We start from the raw sequence: 24,457 nt of genomic DNA on the forward strand, positions 1-24,457 counted from the left end.
AAAGTGATGACCCGCGAGGGGTTTCTCGACGGTCGACGTTTGCAGATGGCGCGGGGCGTACTGTTGCAATGCATCATGGGCGGATACCCGCCGGCACGCTTTTACGGCAGCGATGATGGCGACCTGGCGCTGATCCCGGACCCGGCACAAATCCACCGCTTGCCCTGGAGCCATCCACCGCGGGGCTTCGCCATTTGCGACGCGAATGAACTGGGCACCACCACCAGCTCCAGCCTGTCGACCCGTGGCCAGCTCAAGGCCGTGATTGCCCGTTACGCAGCCCGCGGCCTGGCGCCCGTGGTGGCGACCGAGCTTGAGTTCTTCGTTTTTGCGCCCAACACCGACCCGACTCAGTCGTTCCAGCCACCGCTGGGGCTGGATGGTCGTCGCGAGGATGGTCAGTCGGCGTTCAGCGTCAGCTCCAACAATGGGCTGCGCCCCTTCTTCAATGAAGTCTACGAATGTATGGCGGCGTTGGGGCTGCCCCGCGATACGTTCATGCACGAAATGGGCGTCAGCCAGTTCGAGATCAATTTGCTGCATGGCGATCCATTGCTGCTGGCCGACCAGACGTTGCTGTTCAAGCACTTGCTCAAGGAAGTTGCCCTCAAGCACGGCCTGAGCGTGGTGTGCATGGCCAAGCCGTTGCCGCATACGCCGGGCAGTTCGATGCATATTCACCAGAGTGTCGTCGAGATCGATTCGGGGCAAAACGCGTTCAGTGACAAGACGGGGCAGGAGACGGCTACCTTCCGTCACTTCATTGCCGGCCAGCAAGTGTGCATGGCCGACTTCACTGCGTTGTTTGCGCCGAACGTGAACTCCTATCAGCGCTTGTGCCACCCTTACGCCTCACCGAATAATGCCTGCTGGTCCTATGACAACCGGGCAGCCGGCTTGCGCATACCGGCCAGTTTGCCGGTGGCCCGTCGGGTCGAGAACCGTTTGCCGGGGGCCGATGCCAATCCGTATCTGGCGATTGCCGCAAGCCTGGCGGCGGGGTTGCACGGTATCGAGAACGCCTTGGAGCCGAGTGCGCCGATCCAGGGTGAGTTCGAAGTGCCGGACAATCTTTCATTGCCCTGTACCTTGCATGCGGCACTGGAGCGTCTGAAACGTAGCCAGTTGGCCAAGGAACTGTTTGGCGCGGAATTCATCGAAGGCTACATCGCTTCGAAGACCCTGGAACTGAGCAGTTTTCATAATGAAATTACTCCCTGGGAACGGCGTGTTTTAGCAGCCCAGGCCTGACGATCCGTCGACATCCGGCTATCGTTTAGCGATAGCCGATTCTCACTGCAAGGAGCCGCTCGGAACGCCGATGCGCCAAATCTGGAAATCCTTTCGAGCACTGTATTTCGCCTCGCTGATGATGTTGATCGGCTCGGGCCTGTTGAGTACTTACCTGGGCCTGCGCCTGGCGGCCGACCATGTCGACAGCCTGTGGGTCGGTGCGTTGATGGCCGCCAACTACTTCGGCCTGGTGCTGGGGGGCAAGATCGGTCACCGGTTGATTGCCCGGGTCGGGCATATCCGGGCCTACTCGGCCTGTGCCGGAATCGTCGGCGCGGCGGTGTTGGGCCATGGCCTGATCGACTGGCTGCCGGCCTGGCTGTTCCTGCGGGTGATCGTCGGCCTCGGCATGATGTGCCAGTACATGGTGATCGAGAGTTGGCTGAACGAGCAGGCCGAAGCCAAGCAACGCGGGTTGGTGTTCAGCGGTTACATGATCGCCTCCTACCTGGGCCTGGTGATGGGGCAACTGATTCTGGTCATGCACCCGGCGCTGGGGCTGGAGTTGCTGATGCTGGTTGCCCTGTGTTTTGCCCTGTGTCTGGTGCCTGTGGCCCTGACCCGGCGGATTCACCCGGCACCGCTGCATCCGGCACCGATGGAACCACGGTTCTTTATCAAGCGTGTGCCGCAGTCATTGAGTACGGTGCTGGGGGCAGGGCTGATCGTCGGTTCGTTCTATGGTCTGGCGCCGCTGTATGCCTCGCAGCAAGGTTTGTCCACGGAGCTGGTCGGTCTGTTCATGGGTAGCTGTATTTTTGCCGGGCTGCTGGTGCAGTGGCCGTTGGGCTGGTTGTCCGACCGCTACGATCGGGCCGTGCTGATCCGCAGTTTCGCCTTCAGCCTGGCCCTGGCTGCACTGCCGCTGGCGATCATGCCGCAGGTGCCGTTGGAGGTTCTGTTCATCGCCGGTTTCGTCTGTTCGCTGGTGCAGTTCTGCCTGTATCCGTTGGCGGTGGCGTTCTCCAATGACCACGTCGAAGGCGATCGCCGGGTGTCCCTGACGGCAATGTTGCTGGTGACCTATGGCGTTGGCGCGAGTATCGGGCCGCTGGTGGCAGGCGTGCTGATGAAGCTGTTCGGCAGCCAGATGCTCTATGCCTTCTTCAGTTTCTTTGCGTTGGTGCTGGTATGGCGGATTCGCCCGAAAGCGGTGACCAACCTGCATCAGGTCGACGACGCACCGCTGCATCACGTGGCCATGCCGGACAATATGACGAGTTCGCCACTGGTGGCCTGCCTCGACCCGCGGGTCGATGAGCAGGTGGTGCAGGAGCAGATGTGTAACCCGGTGAATCCGGAGTCGCCAGATGAACCTGAAACCGATCAACCGCCAGAAGACCCTGACCCGGGGCGCGAGCAAAGCCTTACCGAGGTCAGGCCTTAAATCCAGGGCACAAAAAACGGGCAGTCACCGCAAGGGACTGCCCGTTTTTGTAGGCGCTGGCTTGCCAGCGAAGGCGTCCGTTGTGTCGATGCAAGGTTAAAGGACGCCTTCGCCGGCAAGCCGGCTCCTACAGGGATCGGACTACATCAGAGATCGTCTTTGTCGAAGCGACGTGCTTCGCGTTGCAACTGGTAGACGAAACGTTCGACCTGACGCTGCACCAGCCCGCTCATGTTATGGAAGCGAACGCCAGCGAAGGTGGTGGAGATCTTTTCTTCGAAATGCAGATAACGCAACTCGACCGGTGCGGTCATCTTGCCAAAGGGCAGTTCGGCGCTGAAACGGTCGTAAACCTGACCCAGTTGCAGGCTGCCAGTGATGTCACCGTCGAAACGCAGTTTGCAGCCGGTAGCGGAAATATCCAGCAGCTTGCCGCTGATGGAGGCCTTGAGCTTTTCGCCGTCGAGGTTGACGTTGACCAGTTGTGCCAGCTTCAGTGCCGCGCGGAACGCATTACGGCGCTGGTGGTACACCACTTCATCGGGCAGGGCGCCGCGATAGCAGCGGCTGCCAGCGGATTCGTCGATGTTCAATCGGCCGTTGCTTTCCCAGGCAATGCGTACGCCTTCGTGGAAGCCTTCGACCCTGAACGGCTCACCCGCCAGCAGGTAGCGCTCGCCATCACGGGGAATCATTTCGTCCAGGGCAATCATGTTGCTGTCACGGTCCAGGTCCACCAGGTAGCTCTGGAAGCGCTGGCTGCGCTCGTGGAACGTGATGATCAGCGGGTCATGGCTTTCGAGCAGCTGGCGCAGGTTGCTGGAGATTTCCAAGGGCGTGGAGAGCACCTTGGGTGGCTGCGGAGCATCATCCACGGATAAGGCATTGGACACGGTTAATCAATCTCCAGACAAAATTTGACGACGGCAGGGTAGCAGTTTGCCAGTATGTTGCGCGTCTTGATAGAGCGATAGAGCGGGGGCATTGACCGGCTCACGCCTGACTGAGCGGGCGCGGCTTGGCACGCCTGGAGAATGTTCCGCTGGCATCGTAAAGCGCCGGGGTTTCACCGCCGTTGAGGATTTTCAGCTGGGTGGCTGTAGCGGCCTGCTGGGTGAGGATCGACTGGCCGTTGTTGGCGTTGATGGCCTGGCACCGGGCCAGGAGATCGGTCAGCACGTCACTTTGCGCCAGCAACTGCTCGCCAATGCTCGACTGGCTGGCCAGTTGCTCAAGACCGCCACGGTTGGTCGGCAGGTTGAGGCTGGCGAGAATTTCACTGCGCTTGCGGCCATGCTGTTCGAGCAACACGACCAATGCCTGTTTCTGCGCCAGGATGTCCTCGAGCAATGGCATGTTGCGGCCATGCAATGCGAGGGATTCGGTCTGCAGTAATTCCAGCAGGTGTTGCGCTGGAGCAAAGTCATCGGTGATCAGTTGCAGTAAATGAGTGTCGTGCATGGCTGGCCTTGGGTTTTAAGCGTCCAAAAGCCTGGCGCCGGCGGTGGCCTAGCGCTGGGCTTCGAAGTTGAGCAGTTTGCTGGCTACACGGTTGCTGTCGACTTTATAGCTGCCATCGGCAATCGCTGCTTTCAACTCGGCCACGCGGGCGTTGTCGACGGCGGGCTGATCGCGCAGCTTGTCAGTGACCTTCTGCAACTGTTGAGCCTCTTCGCTGAGATGTACCGATTCCCCGCTTTTGACGGTGCCGGCCTGTTCGGCCGCGGACTCCAGCGGCGCGGATTTGCCGGTTTCGGCGGTTTCCTTGCTGGCGCTGGTACGTGTACTGCCCGTCAGGGACGAGGAGCTGTTCAAACGGCTGAAATCGATGACCATGATAAAAAACCTCTGGGAATTTGGACGCTTGCCATGGTTTCGGCCATTCCCTGGAAAACTTTAGGCCCATTTATCAATGAACCTCGCGCGCGCCAACGCTTGCCCTGCATGGAGCACAGTCTAGGGAACAGCCGGGGCTAGCGCCACATTCCGATGAGCAGGGAGCTTTACATGGACACTTCCACCTGCCCCGGCGCCATGACCTGCGCCTTGATGACTCGCTGGGAATTGAGGTTCTTCACCCGGATCTGTTCGCTCAGGCTGCCGTTTGACAGGGCTTCGCCCGGCATGCGCACGCTGAGCGTACCGCTGCGGGCGGTAATCACCACCTGATCACCCTTGCGGATGACCTCGGCCTGTTCGATATGCACCTGGGTCATCACCTGGTCGGCGACCATTGGTCGGGTCAGTCGCTGCCCGATCGCCTGGTCCAGGGAGGTCAGGTAGCCCTGGCTGATCAGGCTGATATCGCGTTCGCGCAGGACCACATCCAAAGGCTCGACAATGTTGGCGCGGCGCAGTGGCCGGGCGCTGGTCACGACATCGCGAAACAGGCGGACTTGAGCGGGTACGAACACCATCCAGGGGGAGGCGCCCTCGCAGCGGACCTTGACCGTGACCCGCCCCAGCGGCTTGGGACTCTCAAGGGTTGCTGTCAATTCCTTGTCGCACATGGGCATGTGCATGCGCGGATCGAGCGGGTTGACCTGGATCTCGTAGCGACCTTCCGTTTGGCTGGTCGCCAGATAGTCTTCTACGGTGAATTCAAGAAAGCCCTGAGTGACGCCGATAAGCATATCAGGCAAGGTAATCGCGTCGGCAAGGGCTGGGCCGCCAGCGTTGAACAGGCAAACGGCCGCCAGCACGCCAGACAATTTGCGGCAGGGTGTGGTCAGGCGTCGGAAAAATGTCGGTTCTGTGTTCATAACGATTAAAAAAGCAAGCGCCGTGCCGTTTAGTGAAGGCGCGTCGCAACAACACTTGGCGTTGGTGTAGGAGTCTGGGCATGGCTGGTGTAATGGATTCGGTGAACCAGCGCACGCAACTGGTGGGGCAGAATCGCCTTGAGCTGTTGTTGTTCCGTCTCGACGGCCAGCAGCTGTATGGGATCAACGTGTTCAAGGTTCGGGAGGTGCTGCAATGCCCCAAACTGACGCTGATGCCCAAGTCCAGTCCTGTCGTGTGCGGTGTGGCGAACATCCGGGGGGCGACCATTCCGATCCTTGATCTGGCGATGGCGACCGGCTCCGGTGCGTTGAAGGACAAGAACAATCCCTTCGTGATCATCACGGAGTACAACACCAAGACTCAGGGTTTCCTGGTTCGCTCGGTGGAACGCATCGTCAACATGAACTGGGAGGAGATCCATCCGCCGCCCAAGGGCACCGGGCGCGATCACTACCTGACGGCGGTGACGCGGGTCGACAATCAGTTGGTCGAAATCATCGATGTCGAGAAGGTGCTGGCGGAAGTGGCACCGACGCCGGAAGCGATTTCCGTGGGTGTGGTGGATGTCGAAACCCGGCACAAGGCGCTTTCGTTGCGTGTGCTGACGGTCGATGACTCGTCGGTGGCGCGCAAGCAGGTCACGCGTTGCCTGCAAACGGTCGGCGTCGAAGTGGTGGCGTTGAACGACGGTCGGCAAGCGCTGGACTACCTGCGCAAACTGGTCGACGAGGGCAAGAAGCCGGAAGAAGAGTTCCTGATGATGATCTCCGACATCGAGATGCCGGAGATGGACGGGTACACCCTGACGGCGGAAATCCGCAACGACCCGCGCATGCAAAAGCTTCATATCATCCTGCATACTTCGTTGTCAGGGGTATTCAATCAGGCGATGGTCAAGAAGGTCGGTGCCGATGACTTCCTGGCCAAATTCCGTCCCGATGACCTGGCATCCCGGGTAGTCGACCGGATCAAGGCTGCAGATATCAGCCAGGGGCCCGCGCCCCTGGCAGTCAACACGATTTAAGAGGCAGCATCATTGTCTACGGGTAATTTGGATTTCGAACAGTTCCGGGTATTCCTGGAAAAAGCCTGTGGCATTTTGCTCGGTGAAAACAAGCAGTACCTGGTCTCCAGCCGTCTCAACAAACTGATGGAACAGCAAGGCATCAAGTCTTTGGGCGAGTTGGTTCAGCGCATGCAGACCCAGCCGCGCAGCGGTTTGCGCGAGCAGGTGGTGGATGCCATGACCACCAACGAAACCCTGTGGTTTCGTGACACCTACCCGTTTGAAGTCTTGAAGAACAAGGTACTGCCCGAAGCGATCAAGGCCAGTCCCGGCCAGCGCCTGCGCATCTGGTCGGCGGCGTGTTCGTCGGGCCAGGAACCCTATTCGCTGTCGATGTCCATCGACGAGTTCGAGCGGGTCAACATGGGCCAGTTGAGGATGGGCGTGCAGATCGTTGCCACCGACCTGTCCGGCACCATGCTGAACAACTGCAAGACCGGCGAGTACGACAGCCTGGCCATCGGCCGCGGTCTGTCGCCTGAGCGTCTGCAGCGTTATTTCGACCCGAAAGGGCCGGGACGCTGGGCGATCAAGGCGCCGATCAAGAACCGCGTGGAATTCCGTTCCTTCAACCTGCTCGACAGCTACGCGAGCCTGGGCAAGTTCGACATCGTGTTCTGCCGCAACGTGTTGATCTACTTCTCCGCCGAGGTGAAGAAGGACATCCTGTTGCGCATCCACAGCAGTTTGAAGCGGGGCGGTTACCTGTTCCTCGGTGCTTCCGAAGCGCTGAACGGCTTGCCGGATCATTACCAGATGGTCCAGTGCAGCCCGGGGATCATTTACCAGGCGAAGTGATTTTTGCTGGTGTCATCGAAAACGGGAGTCCTCAGGGGCTCCCGTTTTTTTATGTCTGGTGATTTCTCACGGTTTTCTCAATCCCCTGTAGGAGCTGGCTTGCCAGCGAAGACGTAGTGTCATTCGCCTTCAACGTCGCTGACATACCGCTTTCGCTGGCAAGCCAGCTCCTACAGGGTGAGGTGATGCTCTCAAGCGCGGTGCCAAACGGCAGAAAAGCGGCATGCGGCGGAAAACCGTTGCCGCTTTTCTGGCATTGCCGCGTTGCCATGGCCGGCAAAGCCCCGGTTTTCGGGCTTTTTTTAATTGGCATGGGGCTTGCTAAGTCGATCCTACGAAAAATCAGGTCACCCGAAGGTTTCCCGACATGAGCATCAGCTTCGATAAAGCGCTCGGTATCCACGAACAAGCCCTGGGCTTTCGCGCCCAGCGTGCCGAAGTCCTGGCCAACAACATCGCCAACGCCGATACCCCGAACTACAAGGCTCGGGACCTGGACTTCTCGAAAGTGCTCGCCGAGCAGAACGAGAAAACCAAAAGCGGCACCTTCGCCTTGAACATGACCAACAGCCGTCACATCGAAGCTGAAGGCCTGGGCAATGGCGACGAGTCGTTGCTGTATCGCACGCCGATGCAACCGTCGATCGACCAGAACACTGTGGACGCTCAGCTGGAACAGTCGAACTACGCGCAAAACGCGATCGGCTTCCAGGCCAGCTTCACCCTGCTCAACAGCAAATTCAAAGGGCTGGTCTCAGCCCTGCGCGGAGAGTAAGCCATGTCTCTATCCAGTGTTTTCAACATTGCCGGTAGCGGCATGAGTGCCCAGACCACGCGTTTGAACACTGTCGCTTCGAACATCGCCAACGCCGAGACGGTTTCGTCGAGCATCGACCAGACCTACCGCGCGCGTCACCCGGTATTCGCCACCATGTTCCAGGGCGGGCAGAGCGGCGGCAGCGACTCGCTGTTCCAGAGCCAGGATGCCGCCGGACAAGGCGTGCAGGTGCTGGGTGTGGTCGAAGACCAGAGCAACCTCGAGGCGCGCTACGAGCCGAACCATCCGGCGGCCGATGCCAAGGGCTACGTCTACTACCCGAACGTCAATGTGGTGGAAGAAATGGCCGACATGATTTCCGCGAGCCGTTCGTTCCAGACCAACGCCGAAATGATGAACACCGCCAAAACCATGATGCAGAAGGTCCTGACCCTCGGTCAGTGATAAGGGACGACTCAGATGAGTGTTACCGATTCCACCAGCGGTTTGAGCCTCAACGACATCCTGGCCAATTCCTCGATCAAGACCAACACCACGACTGACGGCCTCGCGTCGGCAACCGGCAGCGCCACGGGCAACCAGGCCCTGGGCAAGGATGCGTTCCTGCAGTTGCTGGTGACCCAGCTGAAAAACCAGAACCCGCTGGAGCCTCAGGACAACGGCGCGTTCGTGGCCCAGTTGGCGCAGTTCAGCAGCCTGGAAGGCATCACCACGCTCAACAGCACCGTGAGCGGCCTGGCCAGCAACTACAACTCGTCCCAGGCCTTGCAGGCATCGTCGCTGGTGGGCCGTTCGGTCATCGCGCCGGGCGACAAGGCGGTGGTCGATACCACCAAGAGCCTCAGTGGCACGGTGGTGGTTCCGTCTTCGGTGGCGTCCGCCACCCTGAAGATCACCGACGCCGACGGCAAGACCGTGCGCACCATCGACCTCGGTTCGCAGAAGGCCGGCAACGCCAGCTTCATCTGGGACGGCAAGAACGATGCGGGTGAGACGGTACCTGCGGGCACCTACACCTTCGGCGCCACGAGCACGATCGATGGCCAGTCCGTCGCGTTGATCACCAACCTGCCCGCGACCGTCAACAGCGTGACCATCAGCCAGACCGGCGGTGAGTTGATGCTCAACCTGGCCGGGCTGGGCAGCGTTGCCCTGTCCAAAGTACAAACCATTGGTATGTAGAGCCGACTAACACGGCACAAAGGAGTGGATGATGTCTTTCAATATCGGCCTTAGCGGTCTCTATGCAGCCAATAAACAACTGGACGTGACCGGCAACAACATCGCCAACGTCGCGACCACCGGTTTCAAGTCGTCCCGCGCAGAATTCGAAGACGTGTACTCGGCGACCCGCCTGGGCACCGGCAGCAAGACCATCGGCAACGGCGTGCGCCTGGCCAACGTTTCCCAGCAGTTCGGCCAGGGGGACGTGAGCAACACCGGCAACGTGCTCGACATGGGTATCCAGGGCAACGGTTTCTTCGTCCTGAGCAACAACGGTTCGCTGACCTACAGCCGTGCCGGTACATTCAAGACCGACAAGGAAGGCTACGTCACCAACAGCGACGGCACTGCCCGCCTGCAAGGTTACGGTGTGGACTCCAACGGCAAGATCGTCAACGGCGTGCTGACCGACCTGCGGATCGACACCTCCAACCTGGCACCGAAGTCCACCAGCACCGTGTCGTCGACGATCAACCTGAACTCCACCTCGGCGGTGATCGACCAGACGGTGGCGGCCAACAAGTTCGATCCGTCCAAGACCGAGACCTTTACCAAGTCGTTCAGTACTCCGATCTTCGATACCCAGGGTAACCAGCACACCATGGATCAATACATGGTCAAGACTGGGGCGAACACGTGGGACACCTACACGCTGATCGATGGTCGCAACCCCGATGGCAGTGATCCTACCGTTACCGCTCCGGTTGCTTCGACCATGTCGTTCGATGCCACCGGCAAACTGACTTCGGTCAGCACGCCGGTGACGCCGCCCACCACGCCACCGACTTCGGTGATCAGCAGTGACCTGAAAATCACCAACTGGACTCCGGGCTCCGTGACCAATGGCGTCTGGACCGCCAACGGCGCCGCAGCCGATCCGGCTGGGTTGACCATCGCCATGGCCAGCACCACCCAGTTCAACGCCGACACCGCGCGTTCGATTCCGGCACAGAACGGTTACGCCACTGGCCAGATCACCAACCTGACCATCGACGGCAGCGGTGTGTTGCTGGCCAACTTCAGCAACAACCAGACCAAGCCGATCGGCCAGATCTCCCTGGCCAGCTTCACCAACGAACAAGGCCTGCAGCCGGTAGGCGGCACCAGCTGGAAAGAGACCTACGCGTCGGGCATCCCGGGCTACGATGCGCCGGAGACCGGCACCCTGGGTTCGATCGTTTCCAACTCCCTGGAAGAGTCCAACGTCAACCTGACCAACGAGCTGGTCGACCTGATCAAGGCGCAGAGCAACTACCAGGCGAACGCCAAGACCATCTCCACCCAGAGCACCATCATGCAGACCATCATTCAGATGGCTTGATACTGGGTTGTGCTGCATAAAGAGCCCCTCATTAGAGGGGCTTTTTTGTGGGTGCTGGATTGTCTCGGATGCCCGGACTGTAGGAGCGAGCTTGCTCGCGAAAAACGCAAGGGCACCGTGTTTATCCAATGTGCCCGCGTTATCGTTAACGCCCATCGCGAGCAAGCTCGCTCCTACAGAGAAAGCGTCAGACCGGGCACCATTTTCCGCAAGGCAAAAGAAAACCCCCGACCCGCCAGAGGCTGATCGGGGGTTTCGGGTAAGCGCCTTGCGACGCTTACCGGCTCAGCTTATTGGCAAGCTTCGCAATCCGGCTCGTCGATGGCGCAAGCCTTCGGTACCGGAGCAGGGCCGGCAGGCGCTGCCAGGACCGAGTCGTCACCGTGGTTGCCGCCGCTGGAAACAGCGTTCAGCTTGCCGGTGTTGATGGTCGACTTCTCGGTGCTGGTCGCGGCCAGGGCACGGAGGTAGTAAGTGGTTTTCAGGCCACGGTACCAGGCCATGCGGTAGGTCACGTCCAGCTTCTTGCCCGAAGCGCCGGCGATGTACAGGTTCAGCGACTGAGCCTGGTCTATCCACTTCTGACGACGGCTGGCCGCGTCGACGATCCACTTGGTGTCCACTTCGAACGCGGTCGCATAGAGCTCTTTGAGTTCTTGCGGGATGCGCTCGATCTGCTGCACCGAACCGTCGTAGTACTTCAGGTCGTTGATCATGACCGAATCCCACAGGCCGCGAGCCTTCAGGTCGCGAACCAGGTACGGGTTGATCACGGTGAATTCGCCCGACAGGTTCGATTTCACATAGAGGTTCTGGTAGGTCGGTTCGATCGACTGCGAAACGCCGGTGATGTTGGCGATGGTCGCGGTCGGTGCGATGGCCATGATGTTGGAGTTACGAATGCCTTTCTGTACACGGGCGCGAACCGGTGCCCAGTCCAGGGATTCGTTCAGGTCGACATCGATGTACTTCTGGCCGCGGGCCTCGATCAGGATCTGTTGCGAATCCAGCGGCAGGATGCCTTTGGACCACAGCGAGCCGTTGAACGTCTCGTACGAACCGCGCTCGTCGGCCAGGTCGCAGGACGCCTGGATCGCATAGTAGCTGACCGCTTCCATCGACTTGTCGGCGAACTCGACGGCAGCGTCGGAACCGTAAGGGATGTGCTGCAGGTACAAAGCGTCCTGGAAGCCCATGATGCCCAAACCGACCGGACGGTGCTTGAAGTTGGAGTTCTTCGCTTGCGGCACCGAGTAGTAGTTGATGTCGATCACGTTATCGAGCATGCGCACGGCGGTGTTCACGGTGCGTTGCAGCTTGGTGGTGTCCAGCTTGCCGCCCACGATGTGGTTCGGCAGGTTGATCGAGCCCAGGTTGCAAACGGCGATCTCGTCCTTGTTGGTGTTCAAGGTGATCTCGGTGCACAGGTTCGAGCTGTGGACCACGCCGACGTGCTGCTGCGGGCTGCGCAGGTTGCACGGGTCCTTGAAGGTCAGCCATGGGTGGCCGGTTTCGAACAGCATGGACAGCATCTTGCGCCACAGGTCTTTGGCCTGGATGGTCTTGAACAACTTGACCTTGCCCGGGTACTCGGTCAGGGCTTCGTAGTACTCGTAGCGCTCTTCGAAGGCCTTGCCGGTCAGGTCGTGCAGGTCCGGCACTTCGGACGGCGAGAACAGGGTCCACTTGCCGTCATCGAAGACGCGCTTCATGAACAGGTCAGGGATCCAGTTGGCGGTGTTCATGTCGTGGGTACGACGACGGTCATCACCGGTGTTCTTGCGCAGCTCGATGAACTCTTCGATGTCCATGTGCCAGGTTTCCAGGTAGGCACACACAGCGCCTTTGCGCTTGCCGCCCTGGTTAACCGCAACGGCGGTGTCGTTCACGACTTTCAGGAATGGCACGACGCCCTGGGATTTGCCGTTGGTGCCCTTGATGTACGAACCCAGTGCACGCACCGGCGTCCAGTCGTTGCCCAGGCCGCCAGCGAATTTCGACAGCATGGCGTTGTCGTGGATCGCGTGGTAGATGCCCGACAGGTCATCCGGCACGGTGGTCAGGTAGCAGCTCGACAGCTGTGGACGCAGGGTGCCGGCGTTGAACAGGGTCGGGGTCGAAGCCATGTAGTCGAAGGACGACAGCAGGTTGTAGAACTCGATCGCGCGGTCTTCTTTGTGCTTCTCTTCGATCGCCAGGCCCATGGCCACACGCATGAAGAAGATCTGCGGCAGTTCGAAACGCACGCCATCCTTGTGGATGAAGTAACGGTCGTACAGGGTCTGCAGGCCCAGGTAGGTGAATTGCTGGTCGCGCTCGTGGTTGATCGCCTTGCCCAGTTTTTCCAGGTCGAAGGAAGCCAGCACAGGGTTCAGCAGTTCGTACTCGATACCTTTGGCGATGTAGGCCGGCAGCGCCTTGGCATACAGGTCGGCCATTTCGTGGTGGGTGGCGCTTTCGGCGACGCCGAGGAAGCCCAGGCCTTCGCCGCGCAGGGTATCCATCAGCAGGCGCGCGGTCACGAACGAGTAGTTCGGCTCGCGTTCAACCAGGGTACGGGCAGTCATCACCAGGGCGGTGTTGACGTCGTTCAGGGCCACGCCGTCGTACAGGTTCTTGAGGGTTTCGCGCTGGATCAGGTCGCCGTCGACTTCTTCCAGGCCTTCGCACGCTTCGGTGACGATGGTGTTCAGGCGGCCCATGTCCAGCGGCGCCAGGCTGCCATCGGCACGGGTGATGCGAATCGACGGGTGAGCGTTGACCGCTTCTTCGGCCGGTTTGTGCGCAGCGCGTTCTTTCGAACGACCGTCACGGTAGATCACGTAGTCGCGAGCGACTTTCTGCTCGCCGGCACGCATCAGGGCCAGTTCGACCTGGTCCTGGATTTCTTCGATGTGGATGGTGCCGCCCGATGGCATACGACGCTTGAAGGTTGCGGTGACCTGTTCGGTCAGGCGGGCAACGGTGTCGTGGATTCGCGACGAGGCAGCAGCGGTGCCGCCTTCAACTGCGAGGAACGCTTTGGTGATGGCGACGGTGATTTTGTCATCGGTGTAGGGAACGACAGTGCCGTTACGCTTGATCACGCGCAGTTGGCCAGGCGCGGTGGCGGACAGATCCGAATTCGAATCAGCGGCCTGCGGCAAGGTGCCCTGCGGGTTCTCGCGAGTTGTGTCGGTTTGCATGGGGGAGTGTCTCCACATTCTCTAGTTTTGTTTGGGCACCATCACGGTGCCCACCGTTCCGTCCTGAAGCACTACAACCGGCGAGCGCCGGGCATAACGACTTCGGGACAGTAGGAAAAAGGCTAATGAGGCCGTCCGTGCCGAAGTTTTGGTGCGAGCCTGTGCTCGATACCGCATTCCTTTCCAGGTGTCAGTAATGACTGCAACACCCGTACCGTTTTCTCCACTTTTTGGTCGAAATACAGTAGCCATCCGCACGCGCGGTTTGGTCTTCGAAAAATACGTTTGGTTCAACCGGAAAGACGCATGAAAAGCACTTGAAACTGCTGTCCGGTTTGTGTTTGGTTTTCAGCGTAAAACCCTACATGTAGGGATTTTCCAATGCGCGGGCTACAAGATAATGCGTTTTGGGGGGCGATTGCAACGTACTGCCTGTGGATAAACCTGTGCGTAAATTGTGTGTGAAAGAGCGAATCGGCGTGTAGGCCGCGACCTTGCTGGACCGGACCTTTTTTCAGCATTTTTCAATGTTCGAAAATGCTTCGGCGGATTTTTAAGGGCGCGAACCCTATCACAAAAAACCGCGTCGTCCGAACGCATTTACCCGCTTGTGTTCTCGACGGGCGGCGTTTATACAATCGGCCCTGCGTGTATACATATTTGTCCCCCCGAATCATTACAAAAAAACGGGTGGATCCTTCCTTATTAGTGTTTTTGGCAAGCAGAGGTCACCCGTGGAGCAAGAAGCCTGGCAGGTATTGATTGTGGAGGACGACCAGCGACTGGCTGAACTGACCCGCGATTACCTGGAAGCCAATGGCCTGCGTGTTTCGATCGAAGGCGATGGTGCGCTCGCTGCGAACCGCATCATCGAGGAACAACCGGACCTGGTGATCCTCGACCTGATGCTCCCCGGCGAAGATGGCCTGAGCATTTGCCGCAAGGTCCGCGCCCGCTATGACGGCCCGATCCTGATGCTCACCGCCCGCACCGATGACACTGACCAGATTCTTGGCCTGGACCTGGGCGCTGACGACTACGTCTGCAAGCCGGTACGCCCGCGTCTGTTGCTGGCGCGCATCCAGGCCCTGCTGCGTCGCAGTGAAGCACCGGAAGTCGCCCCGGAAAAACAGCGGCGACTCCAGTTCGGCCCGCTGATCGTCGACAACGCCTTGCGCGAAGCCTGGTTGCAGGGCAACGGCATCGAGTTGACGAGTGCCGAATTCGATTTGCTCTGGCTGTTGGTGGCCAATGCCGGGCGCATTCTGTCCCGGGAAGAGATTTTCACCGCACTGCGGGGCATCGGCTATGACGGTCAGGACCGCTCCATCGATGTGCGCATCTCGCGCATCCGCCCGAAGATCGGCGATGACCCGGAGCATCCACGTCTGATCAAGACTGTGCGCAGCAAAGGCTATCTGTTCGTTCCCGAGGCTTGCGTAGACCAGACCCTGTGAACTCGATCTTCCTGCGTATCTATGGCGGCATGTGTGCTGCGCTGATTCTGGTGGCGGTGCTCGGTGTGCTGGCGTTGCACCTGCTCAATGAGGTGCGCAGCGAGCAATACCGCGAACGCCTGGCCCACGGCACGTTCTCGCTGATGGCCGACAACCTGCAACCGATGAACCAGACCGAGCGCCACCGGGCCTTGCTGGTCTGGGAGCGGCTGCTCGGCATTCCGCTGGCGCTGAAAACCTTTGCCGAGACTGACCTCGACCTGACCCAGCGCACTCGTGTGTTGCGCGGCCAGGCATTGGTGGAACAGACCGGCCCGCATGCGGCGAAGGTATTCAAGCTGGTCAGCGACAAGGAACAGTTGATGCTCACCGGGGAAGTGCAGCAGATCAGCGAGCAACTGGCCCGGGCGACCATCTACCTGTTGACCGATGAACTGGTGCGCACGCCGGTCGCCGATCAGCCCATGCGCCTGGCGCAATTGAAGCAAGACAAGGGCTTCGGTTTCGACCTGCGTCTGGTCACGGTTGACGAGGCAGACATGGACGAAGACCAGCGTCGCCGGGTGTCCGAGGGCGACACTGTGATGGCGCTGGGCAAGGGCGGTGATTCGATCCGGGTGTTCGCCGGCATGGTCGGCACGCCGTGGGTCCTGGAAATCGGTCCGTTGTATCAGATGAATCCTTATCCCCCGGAGTGGCTGGTGCTGATCGCCGCGCTGGGCCTGACGCTGATCGGCTTGATCGTTTATCTGCTGGTGCGTCAGCTCGAGCGACGCTTGCGTGGCCTGGAGGCCGCCGCCACGCGCATCGCCAAGGGCAGTCTGGAAACCCGCGTGCCGGCGCGCGGCGCGGACTCTGTGGGGCGGTTGGCGTCGGCGTTCAACGGCATGGCCGAGCACTTGCAGCAGCTGCTGGCGATCCAGCGCGAACTGGTGCGCGCGGTGTCCCACGAGTTGCGCACGCCGGTAGCGCGCCTGCGCTTTGGCCTGGAGATGGTCGGTTCGGCCACCACGCCGCAAGCCCTGGAAAAATACTGCCAGGGCATGGACCACGACATCGAGGACCTCGACCGGTTGGTGGACGAGATGCTGACCTACGCGCGGCTTGAACAGGGTTCGCCGGCGCTGAACTTTCAGCGGATCGATCTGGATGCCTTGGTCAATCAGGTGATCGAAGAACTGGCGCCGTTGCGTGCCGACGTTACGGTGCAACGCGGGTTGTGCCTGTCGGCCGCCGATAACGACGATGCCTGGGTCGAGGCCGAGCCGCGTTACCTGCACCGGGCGATCCAGAACCTGGTGAGCAACGCCATGCGCCATGCGCAATCACGGGTGACCATCAGCTATCAGGTGGGGCAGCAGCGATGCCGGGTGGATATCGAGGATGACGGGCCGGGCGTGCCGGAGTCGGCGTGGGAGAAGATCTTCACACCGTTCCTGCGACTCGACGACAGCCGCACCCGGGCGTCAGGTGGGCATGGATTGGGGTTGTCGATCGTGCGGCGAATCATCCATTGGCATGACGGGCGGGCGTTGATCGGCAAGAGCAAGAGCCTTGGCGGGGCGTGTTTCAGTCTGAGCTGGCCGCGCAATCAGGAGAAGCGTTGAGCCTTGTGTTGTCTGATATGGCCTTTTCGCGGGCAAGCCCGCTCCTACAGGTTGCGTAGATCCAGTGTAGGAGCGAGCTTGCTCGCGAAGAGGCCCTGCCAGCCACCGCAAATCCTCAGGCCCTGATGCTGACCAGGCTCAACAACTGCCCATCCTTGACCCCGAACTGCGCATCCAGCTCGGTGCCGTTGCGCCATTCGCTGGACAAGTCACTGAGCAGTCGCAACCGCACCTCACCCGACTCACGCCACTCCAGCACTTCGGCGTGTTCGAAATAAAAACGCTGCTGCACGATCGGATAGAGTGCCTTGAACAGGCTTTCCTTGACCGAGAAGGTCAGGGTGACCAGCAATGCCCGGTGATCGTGACCACCTGCCGCCATGCGCTGTAGCTCCGGCGGATTGAGGATTTCCCCGGCCAGACGTTCGGCCCGTTCGGCATTGAGCAGGTTTTCCAGATCCATGCCCAGGCCGCGCCAATGGCTTTTGTTCGCCACGATCGCCGCGGCCCGGCCAGTGCTGTGGGTGATCGAGCCAGTGATATGAGCAGGCCAGACCGGTGCGCGGTCTTCACCGATGGCCGGAATGAAGCTCAAACCTTCAAGCTGTTGTAACGCGGCCCGGGCACACACCCGCCCGGCGAGAAACTCCGCCTGCCGTTTGGCGACCGAGCGCTGGATGCTCGCCGGCGCTTCCACAGCGCTGCGCTGAAAATCATCGCTGGTCAGTCGGGCGCTATCGAAGTGAGTACTCAGCAGGACCGTATCGGGCAGCACAAACGGCAGCGGCCAATGGTCATCGAGGGGCGTGCAGCAAACGGGCAGGGCGGGAGCTGAATTCATGTCGGGCATTTTGCCGGGTTGCCTTGGGACTGGGTAGTGGCGGGTGACATTGTGGCGAGGGAGCTTGCTCCCGCTGGGCTGCGAAGCGGCCCCAAAGCCTGAAAAAGAATTTCATCTGACATGACGTGTTTGCCGTTTTTTGCGACTGCTGCGCAGTCGGACGGGAGCAAGCTCCCTCGCCACAGGGAGCTGTGCTCTTCCTCAATAGTTGAGTTTCAGCTGAAGATCTTCTTAAAGAAAGCCTGCATGTCCGCCCACGACTTTTCATCTGCGGCCTTGTTGTAGCCGATGTCCGGCCCGCCATGATCGCCATGGCTTAGCCGGTCGGCATCCGGATTGGTGAAACCGTGCCTGGCGCCGTCGAGGCTGACGAATTGGTAGTCGGCGCCGGCCTTGTCCATCTCGCTCTTGAAAGCCGTGATGTTTTCCGGGGTGACGATGCTGTCCAGCGCCCCGTGCTCCACAAGGATCTTCGCCTTGACGCTGCCTGGCGTTGCCGGTGTATTGGTCGCCAGCGCGCCATGGAAACTCACCACGCCTGCCAATGGCACGCCCTGTCTTGCGGCATTGAGCACCACGCCACCACCGAAGCAGTAGCCGATGGCGGCGATTTTATGCGGATCGGTTTGCGGTTGTTTTTTCAGCAGGTCGAGCCCGGCCTGAAACCTCGCGCTCGACACGGCACTGTCTTTTGCCACGGCTTGCATGAACGCCATGGCGTCTTTGGGGTGCTCGGTATTTTTGCCGTCGCCGTACATGTCAATGGCCAGGGCGCTGTAGCCCAGGCCGGCGAGATCCCGGGCGCGACGCTTGGCGTAGTCGTTCAGGCCCCAGAACTCATGCACTACCACCACCCCGGGGCGCGAGCCTTTGATGGCATCGTCATAAGCGTAATAGCCGATCATTTTCGTGCCATCGGCACTTTGGTAGGGGATTTCCCGGGTCTGGATGGCGGCCTGGCTGAGCCCGCTCAAGGCCAGTAGGAGGACGGCGAAGAACATGCGCATGGTCGGATCTCCTGTTGAAACATGTCGAAATATCGGGAAAGGGCGGTTCAGCTCAGGTTCAGAGTGCGTTCAGGGGGAGTTCAGGGCGGGGTGCGTAACCTTGCCCCGTACCCAAAAAACAAACGGCACATGAGGAAACTCCCCAATGACTGGATTCAAAAAACTGCTTCTGGCAATCACGGTTCTGGGCGCAAGCACTGCAGCCTTCGCGTCCGACGACAACTTCGCCAGCCTTACTCTTGGACAGACCAGCGACAAGGTCAAAAAGTCCCACGCCCTGAACGATAACCTTGGTCACCCGAACGCCGATGGCGTGATTGGCAAGGACACTACCTGGGGTGTTCGTCTGGGCCAGCAAAACACCAAGGGCCGGTACTACGCCACCTACGACAACGTGTCGGGCTCACACAATGGCATTAAACTGCGTCAGGAAAACCTCCTGGGCAGCTACGATCTGTTCTACCCGGTAGGCAGCGGCACCAAATTGTTCGGTGGTGCCACGGCCGGCCTGACCAAAATGACTCAGGAGTCGCCAGGCTTCAGCCGCGACAGCGATATCGGCTTCGCCATCGGCGGGCAGGTGGGTGTGCTGCAACAGGTTTCGCAGAACACCTCGGTGGAACTGGGTTACCGTTACCTGCGTACTAACGCCAGTACCGAGATGAGTGAGCGCGGTGGCAGCAAGCAGGGTTCGCTGGACCTGACCAGCAGCGCCCAGACTTACCTGTCCGCCAACTACGCGTTCTGACAAGGGGCTGCGCCAACGCGAAACCTGTAGGAGCGAGCTCGCTCGCGAAAGCGATGTGTCAGACAACATCAATGTTGACTGTGCCGCCGTCTTCGCGAGCAAGCTCGCTCCTGCAGTGACCGTTGCCATGTTAGCTATCGAGGTGCGACGTTGCGCCTCTGGAGATATTGATTTGCCCGGGAGAGCGTTATGAAACTGCTGGTCGTCGAAGATGAAGCGCTGCTGCGTCATCACCTGAAAACCCGCCTGACGGAGAGCGGCCACGTGGTCGAGTCCGTGGCCAACGCCGAGGAGGCGCTGTACCAGACCGCGCAGTTCAACTTTGACCTGGCGGTAATCGACCTCGGACTGCCGGGCATGAGTGGTCTCGACCTGATCCGCCAGTTGCGCTCATGTGGCAAGACCTTCCCGATCCTGATCCTCACCGCGCGCGGCAACTGGCAGGACAAGGTCGAAGGCCTGGCCGCCGGCGCCGACGATTACGTGGTCAAGCCGTTTCAGTTCGAGGAGCTGGACGCTCGCCTGAATGCCTTGCTGCGCCGCTCCAGCGGTTTCACCCAGTCAACCATCGTCGCCGGCCCGTTGCTGCTGGATCTGAACCGCAAGCAGGCGTCCCTCGATGAACAGCCGCTGGCACTGACCGCGTACGAGTACCGCATCCTCGAATACCTGATGCGCCATCACCAGCAAGTGGTGCCCAAGGACCGCTTGATGGAACAGCTCTACCCGGATGACGATGAGCGCGATCCGAATGTGATCGAGGTGCTGGTCGGCCGTTTGCGCCGCAAACTGGAGGGGCCGGGCGGGTTCAAACCGATCGACACCGTGCGCGGCCTGGGCTACCTGTTCAATGAGCGTTGCACTTGATCCGCTCGCTGCGCATTCGCTTGATGCTCGCCGCCACGCTGTTGGCGGTGTTGTTCATGCTGGCACTGCTGCCGGCAATGCAGGGTGCCTTCAGCCTGGCGTTGCAGGACTCTATCGAGCAGCGACTGGCATCGGATGTGACCACGTTGATCTCCGCCGCCCGGGTGGAGAACAACAGCCTGCAGATGCCGGCGCAATTGCCTGACGAACGCTTCAACCTCGCCGACAGCCGATTGCTCGGCTACATCTATGACCGGGAAGGGCATCTGGTCTGGCGTTCGAAGGCGACCCGGGAAGAACGCATCAATTACAAGCCGCGCTACGACGGGCGTGGCAACGAGTTTGCGCGGATTCGCGAAGCCAATGGGCAGGAGTTCTTTGTCTACGACGTCGAGGTCAAGTTGCTCGGCGGCAAAAGTGCAGCCTTCAGCATCGTGGCGCTGCAGCCGGTTCGCGAGTACGAACTGACCCTCGAAGGCCTGCGGGAAAATCTTTACCTGGGTTTTGGCGCGGCACTGCTGGTGCTGCTGGCGTTGCTGTGGATCGGTCTGACCTGGGGCTTGCAGGCATTGCGGCGCTTGAGCCAGGAGCTGGACCAGATCGAAGGTGGCACCCGCGAAAGCCTCAGTGAGGAGCATCCCCGGGAATTACTGCGCCTGACCGGTTCTCTCAATCGGTTGCTGCACAGTGAGCGTGAGCAGCGCAGTCGCTACCGTGATTCCCTCGATGACCTGGCACATAGCCTGAAAACGCCGCTGGCTGTGTTGCAAGGCGTCAGTGAAGACATGGCCCTGCGTCCTGAGGATCGCGATCAGGCCTGGGTGCTGCAAACCCAGATCGAACGCATGAGCCAGCAGATCAGCTACCAGCTGCAGCGCGCCAGCCTGCGCAAAAGCGGTCTGGTACGTCATCAGGTGCGCCTGCACCCGGTGCTGAAAAGCCTGTGCGACACACTCGACAAGGTCTATCGCGACAAGTGCGTACACGTCGCGTTCGATTTGCCTGACCCGTGTTATGTACCGATCGAGCAGGGCGCTCTATTGGAGATGATGGGCAATCTGCTGGAAAACGCCTATCGCCTGTGCCTCGGCGAAATACGCATCAGCGTGCGCGAAACCCTCTGCGGCACCGAGTTGTGTGTCGAGGACGACGGCCCCGGCGTACCACAAAATCAGCGCACACGGATTCTCGAACGCGGAGAGCGCCTGGATCGCCAGCACCCGGGGCAGGGTATCGGCCTGGCGGTGGTCAAGGACATCATCGAGAGCTACAGCGCCAAGTTGACCTTGGGCGATTCAACGCTGGGTGGTGCGGCGTTCCGGATTCTTTTTCCGGTGGTTTGACCTCAGTTTTCCTGCGCCCGATAAGCCCCCGGTGTCAGCCCCGTCCACTTCTTGAACGCCCGGTGAAATGCCGAGGGTTCGGAAAACCCCAACTGCTCGGTGATCTGTTGCAACGACAGGTCCGCGCGGCCCAGGTGATAAATCGCGATGTCCCGGCGCAACTGGTCCTTCAATTCCTGAAAGCTCGAACCCTCTTCCCGCAAATGCCGGCGCAAGGTCTGCGGGCTGATGTGCAGGTGGGCGGCCACGTCTTCCAGGTCGGGCCAGTGTGAACTGTCGCGACTGAGCAAGCGCCGCAGGCGGCTGCTCAAACTGTCGCCGTCATCCGGGCGCGAGAGCAGGTCGGCGGGGGAGCGCTGGAGGAAATGCTTGAGGGTGCGTTCGTCCTGCAACAGCGGCATGGCCAGGTAGCGGCTGTGAAACAACAGGCTGCTCTGGGGCCTTGAAAATTCAAGCGGACAGGAAAACAACAGGTCGTACTCGGCGCCGTGTTCGGGCCGGGGGTAGCTGAACGAGGCCTGTTCCAGACGAATGCGCTGGCCGATCAGCCAGCTGCCGAAACGGTGCCAGATCACCAGCAGGCTTTCGCTGAGGAAATGATCCGGGTCCCAGAGTTGCGAATCGTCCAGGCTCAGGCGCACCCATTCATCCTCTCGGCTCAGGGTCAAGCGCGGAGCCCCGGGGAATAGGCTATAAAACAATAAGCCGCGATTGAGTGCCTTATCCAGATTGCGACAGTGAATCACGGCATGGCACATCATCGCGAAACTGCCCGGCCTGCTTGGGGCTTGCCCGAACCCCAGGTACTCGTCGTCCAGCGCCAGCCATAACGCCTGGATCAGTTGGGTGAATTGCTCAGGCGCGATGCGTGCCCGGGGCTCGTCCAGCAACTCGGGGCTGATCCCCAGTTTTTGTAGCACGGCGCAATAGTCGTAGCCGTGCCGGCGCGCACCACCAAGGGCGGCGCGGGCGAAATGACTGGCGATGGTGCGTTCGCGCATGGCAGCAGATCTGACCGTTGATCGACGGATGTTAGCTGCGCACCGTGGGCATGAACAAGGCGGATATCCGCCAAATAGTACGACGACTTTTAATGGAAGGGCGGAAATCCGCCACATGCTTGTAACCGTTCGGTGACGGGGGATTCGCTGCAACCCCGGATATCAACAGGCTTGCAGGGATTTTACGGAAGGTGGCACGGGCCTTGCGATACAACGTGCAGATGCCTGCCGTTGCGCAGCTCGAAAAAACAAATCCCTCCAGTGCAGGAGGGTTCGCAATTGCGGTGTTGCGGGCAACAGATGGATGTTGTCACCGGGCACCCTTGAGGAACTTTGCAATGACGACTCGTCAGCCACTGTACAAATCCCTGTATTTCCAGGTGATCGTTGCAATTGTCATCGGTATTTTGCTCGGTCACTTCTATCCGCAGCTCGGTGTGGCGGTAAAACCGCTGGGTGACGGGTTCATCAAACTGATCAAAATGATCATCGCTCCTATCATCTTCTGCACCGTCGTCAGCGGAATCGCCGGCATGCAGGACATGAAAGCGGTCGGCAAGACGGGTGGTTACGCGCTCCTTTACTTTGAAATCGTTTCGACCATCGCTTTGCTGGTAGGTCTGGTCGTGGTCAACGTCGTGCAGCCAGGCGCTGGCATGCACATCGACGTAAGCACCCTGGATGCCTCCAAGGTCGCTACCTACGTAGCCGCTGGTGCTGATCAAAGTGTCGTCGGCTTCCTCCTCAACGTGATCCCGGCCACCATCGTTGGCGCATTCGCCACGGGCGACATCCTGCAAGTGCTGATGTTCTCGGTGATCTTCGGTTTCGCCCTGCATCGCCTGGGTGCCTACGGCAAGCCGCTGCTGGACTTCATCGATCGCTTCGCCCATGTGATGTTCAACATCATCAACATGATCATGAAGCTCGCGCCGCTCGGTGCCTTCGGTGCCATGTCCTTCACCATCGGTGCCTACGGTGTCGGCTCGCTGGTGCAACTGGGTCAACTGATGGCCTGCTTCTACATCACTTGCCTGCTGTTCATCCTGGTCGTGTTGGGCTCCATCGCTCGCGTGCATGGCTTCAGCGTGCTGAAGATGATCCGCTACATCCGTGAAGAGCTGCTGATCGTGCTCGGTACTTCTTCTTCGGAATCGGTGCTGCCACGTATGCTGATCAAGATGGAGCGTCTGGGTGCGAAGAAATCCGTGGTAGGCCTGGTGATCCCGACCGGCTACTCGTTCAACCTTGACGGTACCGCCATCTACCTGACCATGGCCGCGGTGTTCATTGCCCAGGCAACCGACACCCACATGGACATCACGCACCAGATCACCCTGCTGGTGGTGTTGCTGCTGTCCTCCAAAGGCGCTGCGGGTGTGACCGGTAGCGGTTTCATCGTACTGGCTGCGACCCTGTCCGCCGTGGGCCACCTGCCGGTTGCCGGCCTGGCGCTGATTCTCGGCATCGACCGCTTCATGTCCGAAGCCCGGGCCCTGACCAACCTGGTCGGCAACGCCGTTGCCACTGTCGTTGTGGCCAAGTGGGTCAAGGAATTGGACACCGACGTACTGCAAGCCGAGTTGGAGTCAGGTGGTCGTGGCATTGCCGACGAGCCGAAAGACGATGTTCTGGGCCACGTCGAAGAGGTAGCTCCGGCTAACGCCAAGTAAGCCTTGTTGTAATGAAAAACCCGCTTCGGCGGGTTTTTTCATGCCCGGCGATTGAGCGTAACGGTCACTGCGCGTGG

Annotated in this window: 23 protein-coding genes; 15 read left to right on the plus strand and 8 right to left on the minus strand. The window is 60.1% G+C overall.

The window, feature by feature from the left end; genetic code table 11:
* The first annotated feature begins 6 nt into the window (after positions 1-6).
* Together KGA81_RS08470 and KGA81_RS08475 are read left to right on the plus strand one after the other, a co-directional pair.
* Positions 7-1,251, plus strand: a complete 1,245-nt coding sequence (locus tag KGA81_RS08470; RefSeq protein ID WP_223545641.1) for a glutamine synthetase family protein — start codon at positions 7-9, stop codon at positions 1,249-1,251.
* A 70-nt stretch (positions 1,252-1,321) separates the two neighbouring features.
* The gene (locus KGA81_RS08475) at positions 1,322-2,680 is read left to right on the plus strand and encodes an MFS transporter (protein ID WP_223545441.1); all 1,359 of its coding nucleotides are present in this window, start codon (positions 1,322-1,324) and stop codon (positions 2,678-2,680) included.
* Positions 2,681-2,826: 146 nt separating this feature from the next.
* Here the strand turns inward: KGA81_RS08475 and KGA81_RS08480 are convergent, their stop codons facing one another.
* The 4 genes from KGA81_RS08480 to flgA all read right to left on the minus strand — a co-directional run bounded on the left by KGA81_RS08480 (position 2,827) and on the right by flgA (position 5,442).
* Complete coding sequence (locus KGA81_RS08480) at positions 2,827-3,573, minus strand: flagellar brake protein (protein WP_223545442.1); 747 nt, start codon at positions 3,571-3,573, stop codon at positions 2,827-2,829.
* A gap of 100 nt (positions 3,574-3,673) precedes the next feature.
* Positions 3,674-4,141: a flagella synthesis protein FlgN gene (locus tag KGA81_RS08485; RefSeq protein ID WP_223545443.1), complete on the minus strand. Its 468-nt coding sequence runs from the start codon at positions 4,139-4,141 to the stop codon at positions 3,674-3,676.
* A 48-nt stretch (positions 4,142-4,189) separates the two neighbouring features.
* The gene (flgM, locus tag KGA81_RS08490; protein ID WP_223545444.1) at positions 4,190-4,516 is read right to left on the minus strand and encodes a flagellar biosynthesis anti-sigma factor FlgM; all 327 of its coding nucleotides are present in this window, start codon (positions 4,514-4,516) and stop codon (positions 4,190-4,192) included.
* Between the two features lie 167 nt (positions 4,517-4,683).
* On the minus strand, positions 4,684-5,442 hold the full coding sequence (flgA, locus tag KGA81_RS08495) for a flagellar basal body P-ring formation chaperone FlgA (protein ID WP_223545445.1): 759 nt from the start codon (positions 5,440-5,442) through the stop codon (positions 4,684-4,686).
* 80 nt (positions 5,443-5,522) lie between these two features.
* Between flgA and KGA81_RS08500 the strand changes: the two genes are divergently transcribed.
* From KGA81_RS08500 to flgE, 7 genes are all read left to right on the plus strand, one after another.
* Complete coding sequence (locus tag KGA81_RS08500) at positions 5,523-6,488, plus strand: chemotaxis protein CheV (protein WP_223545446.1); 966 nt, start codon at positions 5,523-5,525, stop codon at positions 6,486-6,488.
* A 12-nt stretch (positions 6,489-6,500) separates the two neighbouring features.
* Positions 6,501-7,328, plus strand: a complete 828-nt coding sequence (cheR, locus tag KGA81_RS08505; RefSeq protein WP_223545447.1) for a protein-glutamate O-methyltransferase CheR — start codon at positions 6,501-6,503, stop codon at positions 7,326-7,328.
* A 116-nt stretch (positions 7,329-7,444) separates the two neighbouring features.
* Positions 7,445-7,699 carry a hypothetical protein gene (locus tag KGA81_RS08510; RefSeq protein WP_223545448.1) on the plus strand — a complete coding sequence of 85 codons (255 nt, stop codon included), beginning with the start codon at positions 7,445-7,447 and terminating at the stop codon, positions 7,697-7,699.
* The gene (flgB, locus tag KGA81_RS08515) at positions 7,696-8,103 is read left to right on the plus strand and encodes a flagellar basal body rod protein FlgB (protein ID WP_103397733.1); all 408 of its coding nucleotides are present in this window, start codon (positions 7,696-7,698) and stop codon (positions 8,101-8,103) included. Before KGA81_RS08510 ends, flgB begins: the two co-directional genes overlap by 4 nt.
* Positions 8,104-8,106: 3 nt before the next feature.
* The gene (gene flgC / locus KGA81_RS08520) at positions 8,107-8,550 is read left to right on the plus strand and encodes a flagellar basal body rod protein FlgC (protein ID WP_007980123.1); all 444 of its coding nucleotides are present in this window, start codon (positions 8,107-8,109) and stop codon (positions 8,548-8,550) included.
* 15 nt (positions 8,551-8,565) lie between these two features.
* A complete protein-coding gene (gene flgD, locus KGA81_RS08525; RefSeq protein ID WP_150757846.1) occupies positions 8,566-9,288 on the plus strand; it encodes a flagellar hook assembly protein FlgD in 723 nt (240 codons plus the stop codon).
* A gap of 31 nt (positions 9,289-9,319) precedes the next feature.
* Positions 9,320-10,651, plus strand: a complete 1,332-nt coding sequence (gene flgE / locus KGA81_RS08530) for a flagellar hook protein FlgE (protein ID WP_317850780.1) — start codon at positions 9,320-9,322, stop codon at positions 10,649-10,651.
* Positions 10,652-10,941: 290 nt separating this feature from the next.
* Here the strand turns inward: flgE and KGA81_RS08535 are convergent, their stop codons facing one another.
* Positions 10,942-13,836 carry a ribonucleoside-diphosphate reductase subunit alpha gene (locus tag KGA81_RS08535; protein WP_223545450.1) on the minus strand — a complete coding sequence of 965 codons (2,895 nt, stop codon included), beginning with the start codon at positions 13,834-13,836 and terminating at the stop codon, positions 10,942-10,944.
* A gap of 734 nt (positions 13,837-14,570) precedes the next feature.
* Between KGA81_RS08535 and KGA81_RS08540 the strand changes: the two genes are divergently transcribed.
* Together KGA81_RS08540 and KGA81_RS08545 are read left to right on the plus strand one after the other, a co-directional pair.
* Positions 14,571-15,293 (plus strand): response regulator, encoded by a 723-nt coding sequence (locus KGA81_RS08540; RefSeq protein WP_223545451.1) that lies wholly within the window; start codon positions 14,571-14,573, stop codon positions 15,291-15,293.
* On the plus strand, positions 15,290-16,900 hold the full coding sequence (locus KGA81_RS08545) for an ATP-binding protein (protein ID WP_223545452.1): 1,611 nt from the start codon (positions 15,290-15,292) through the stop codon (positions 16,898-16,900). The genes KGA81_RS08540 and KGA81_RS08545 overlap by 4 nt, the downstream gene beginning before the upstream one ends.
* Before the next feature lie 115 nt (positions 16,901-17,015).
* Here KGA81_RS08545 and KGA81_RS08550 read toward each other — a convergent pair whose 3' ends face one another.
* Positions 17,016-17,741, minus strand: coding sequence for a 4'-phosphopantetheinyl transferase (locus tag KGA81_RS08550; protein WP_223545453.1), 726 nt, complete (start codon positions 17,739-17,741; stop codon positions 17,016-17,018).
* Positions 17,742-17,956: 215 nt separating this feature from the next.
* Positions 17,957-18,748, minus strand: coding sequence for a dienelactone hydrolase family protein (locus tag KGA81_RS08555; RefSeq protein WP_223545454.1), 792 nt, complete (start codon positions 18,746-18,748; stop codon positions 17,957-17,959).
* 145 nt (positions 18,749-18,893) lie between these two features.
* Between KGA81_RS08555 and KGA81_RS08560 the strand changes: the two genes are divergently transcribed.
* The 3 genes from KGA81_RS08560 (at position 18,894) to KGA81_RS08570 (ending at position 21,706) form a co-directional block, all read left to right on the plus strand.
* The gene (locus tag KGA81_RS08560) at positions 18,894-19,496 is read left to right on the plus strand and encodes a porin family protein (RefSeq protein ID WP_223545455.1); all 603 of its coding nucleotides are present in this window, start codon (positions 18,894-18,896) and stop codon (positions 19,494-19,496) included.
* A gap of 189 nt (positions 19,497-19,685) precedes the next feature.
* A complete protein-coding gene (locus tag KGA81_RS08565; RefSeq protein WP_223545456.1) occupies positions 19,686-20,363 on the plus strand; it encodes a response regulator transcription factor in 678 nt (225 codons plus the stop codon).
* Positions 20,360-21,706 (plus strand): ATP-binding protein, encoded by a 1,347-nt coding sequence (locus KGA81_RS08570; protein ID WP_223545457.1) that lies wholly within the window; start codon positions 20,360-20,362, stop codon positions 21,704-21,706. Before KGA81_RS08565 ends, KGA81_RS08570 begins: the two co-directional genes overlap by 4 nt.
* A gap of 2 nt (positions 21,707-21,708) precedes the next feature.
* Here KGA81_RS08570 and KGA81_RS08575 read toward each other — a convergent pair whose 3' ends face one another.
* On the minus strand, positions 21,709-22,707 hold the full coding sequence (locus KGA81_RS08575) for an AraC family transcriptional regulator (RefSeq protein ID WP_223545458.1): 999 nt from the start codon (positions 22,705-22,707) through the stop codon (positions 21,709-21,711).
* A gap of 338 nt (positions 22,708-23,045) precedes the next feature.
* On the opposite strand from KGA81_RS08575, the gene KGA81_RS08580 reads away from it, so the two are divergent.
* Complete coding sequence (locus tag KGA81_RS08580) at positions 23,046-24,380, plus strand: dicarboxylate/amino acid:cation symporter (protein WP_223545459.1); 1,335 nt, start codon at positions 23,046-23,048, stop codon at positions 24,378-24,380.
* Positions 24,381-24,457 lie beyond the last annotated feature (77 nt).

The organism is Pseudomonas sp. A-B-19, from assembly GCF_019947515.1.
GTDB lineage: Bacteria > Pseudomonadota > Gammaproteobacteria > Pseudomonadales > Pseudomonadaceae > Aquipseudomonas.

Coding starts and splice junctions, on each gene's coding strand:
- KGA81_RS08470 (WP_223545641.1), top strand. CDS start 7: ATGACCCGCGAGGGGTTTCTCGACGGTCGACGTTTGCAGATGGCGCGG.
- KGA81_RS08475 (WP_223545441.1), top strand. CDS start 1,322: ATGCGCCAAATCTGGAAATCCTTTCGAGCACTGTATTTCGCCTCGCTG.
- KGA81_RS08485 (WP_223545443.1), bottom strand. CDS start 4,141: ATGCACGACACTCATTTACTGCAACTGATCACCGATGACTTTGCTCCA.
- flgM (WP_223545444.1), bottom strand. CDS start 4,516: ATGGTCATCGATTTCAGCCGTTTGAACAGCTCCTCGTCCCTGACGGGC.
- flgA (WP_223545445.1), bottom strand. CDS start 5,442: ATGAACACAGAACCGACATTTTTCCGACGCCTGACCACACCCTGCCGC.
- KGA81_RS08500 (WP_223545446.1), top strand. CDS start 5,523: ATGGCTGGTGTAATGGATTCGGTGAACCAGCGCACGCAACTGGTGGGG.
- flgB (WP_103397733.1), top strand. CDS start 7,696: ATGAGCATCAGCTTCGATAAAGCGCTCGGTATCCACGAACAAGCCCTG.
- flgC (WP_007980123.1), top strand. CDS start 8,107: ATGTCTCTATCCAGTGTTTTCAACATTGCCGGTAGCGGCATGAGTGCC.
- flgD (WP_150757846.1), top strand. CDS start 8,566: ATGAGTGTTACCGATTCCACCAGCGGTTTGAGCCTCAACGACATCCTG.
- flgE (WP_317850780.1), top strand. CDS start 9,320: ATGTCTTTCAATATCGGCCTTAGCGGTCTCTATGCAGCCAATAAACAA.
- KGA81_RS08535 (WP_223545450.1), bottom strand. CDS start 13,836: ATGCAAACCGACACAACTCGCGAGAACCCGCAGGGCACCTTGCCGCAG.
- KGA81_RS08550 (WP_223545453.1), bottom strand. CDS start 17,741: ATGAATTCAGCTCCCGCCCTGCCCGTTTGCTGCACGCCCCTCGATGAC.
- KGA81_RS08555 (WP_223545454.1), bottom strand. CDS start 18,748: ATGCGCATGTTCTTCGCCGTCCTCCTACTGGCCTTGAGCGGGCTCAGC.
- KGA81_RS08560 (WP_223545455.1), top strand. CDS start 18,894: ATGACTGGATTCAAAAAACTGCTTCTGGCAATCACGGTTCTGGGCGCA.
- KGA81_RS08565 (WP_223545456.1), top strand. CDS start 19,686: ATGAAACTGCTGGTCGTCGAAGATGAAGCGCTGCTGCGTCATCACCTG.
- KGA81_RS08575 (WP_223545458.1), bottom strand. CDS start 22,707: ATGCGCGAACGCACCATCGCCAGTCATTTCGCCCGCGCCGCCCTTGGT.
- KGA81_RS08580 (WP_223545459.1), top strand. CDS start 23,046: ATGACGACTCGTCAGCCACTGTACAAATCCCTGTATTTCCAGGTGATC.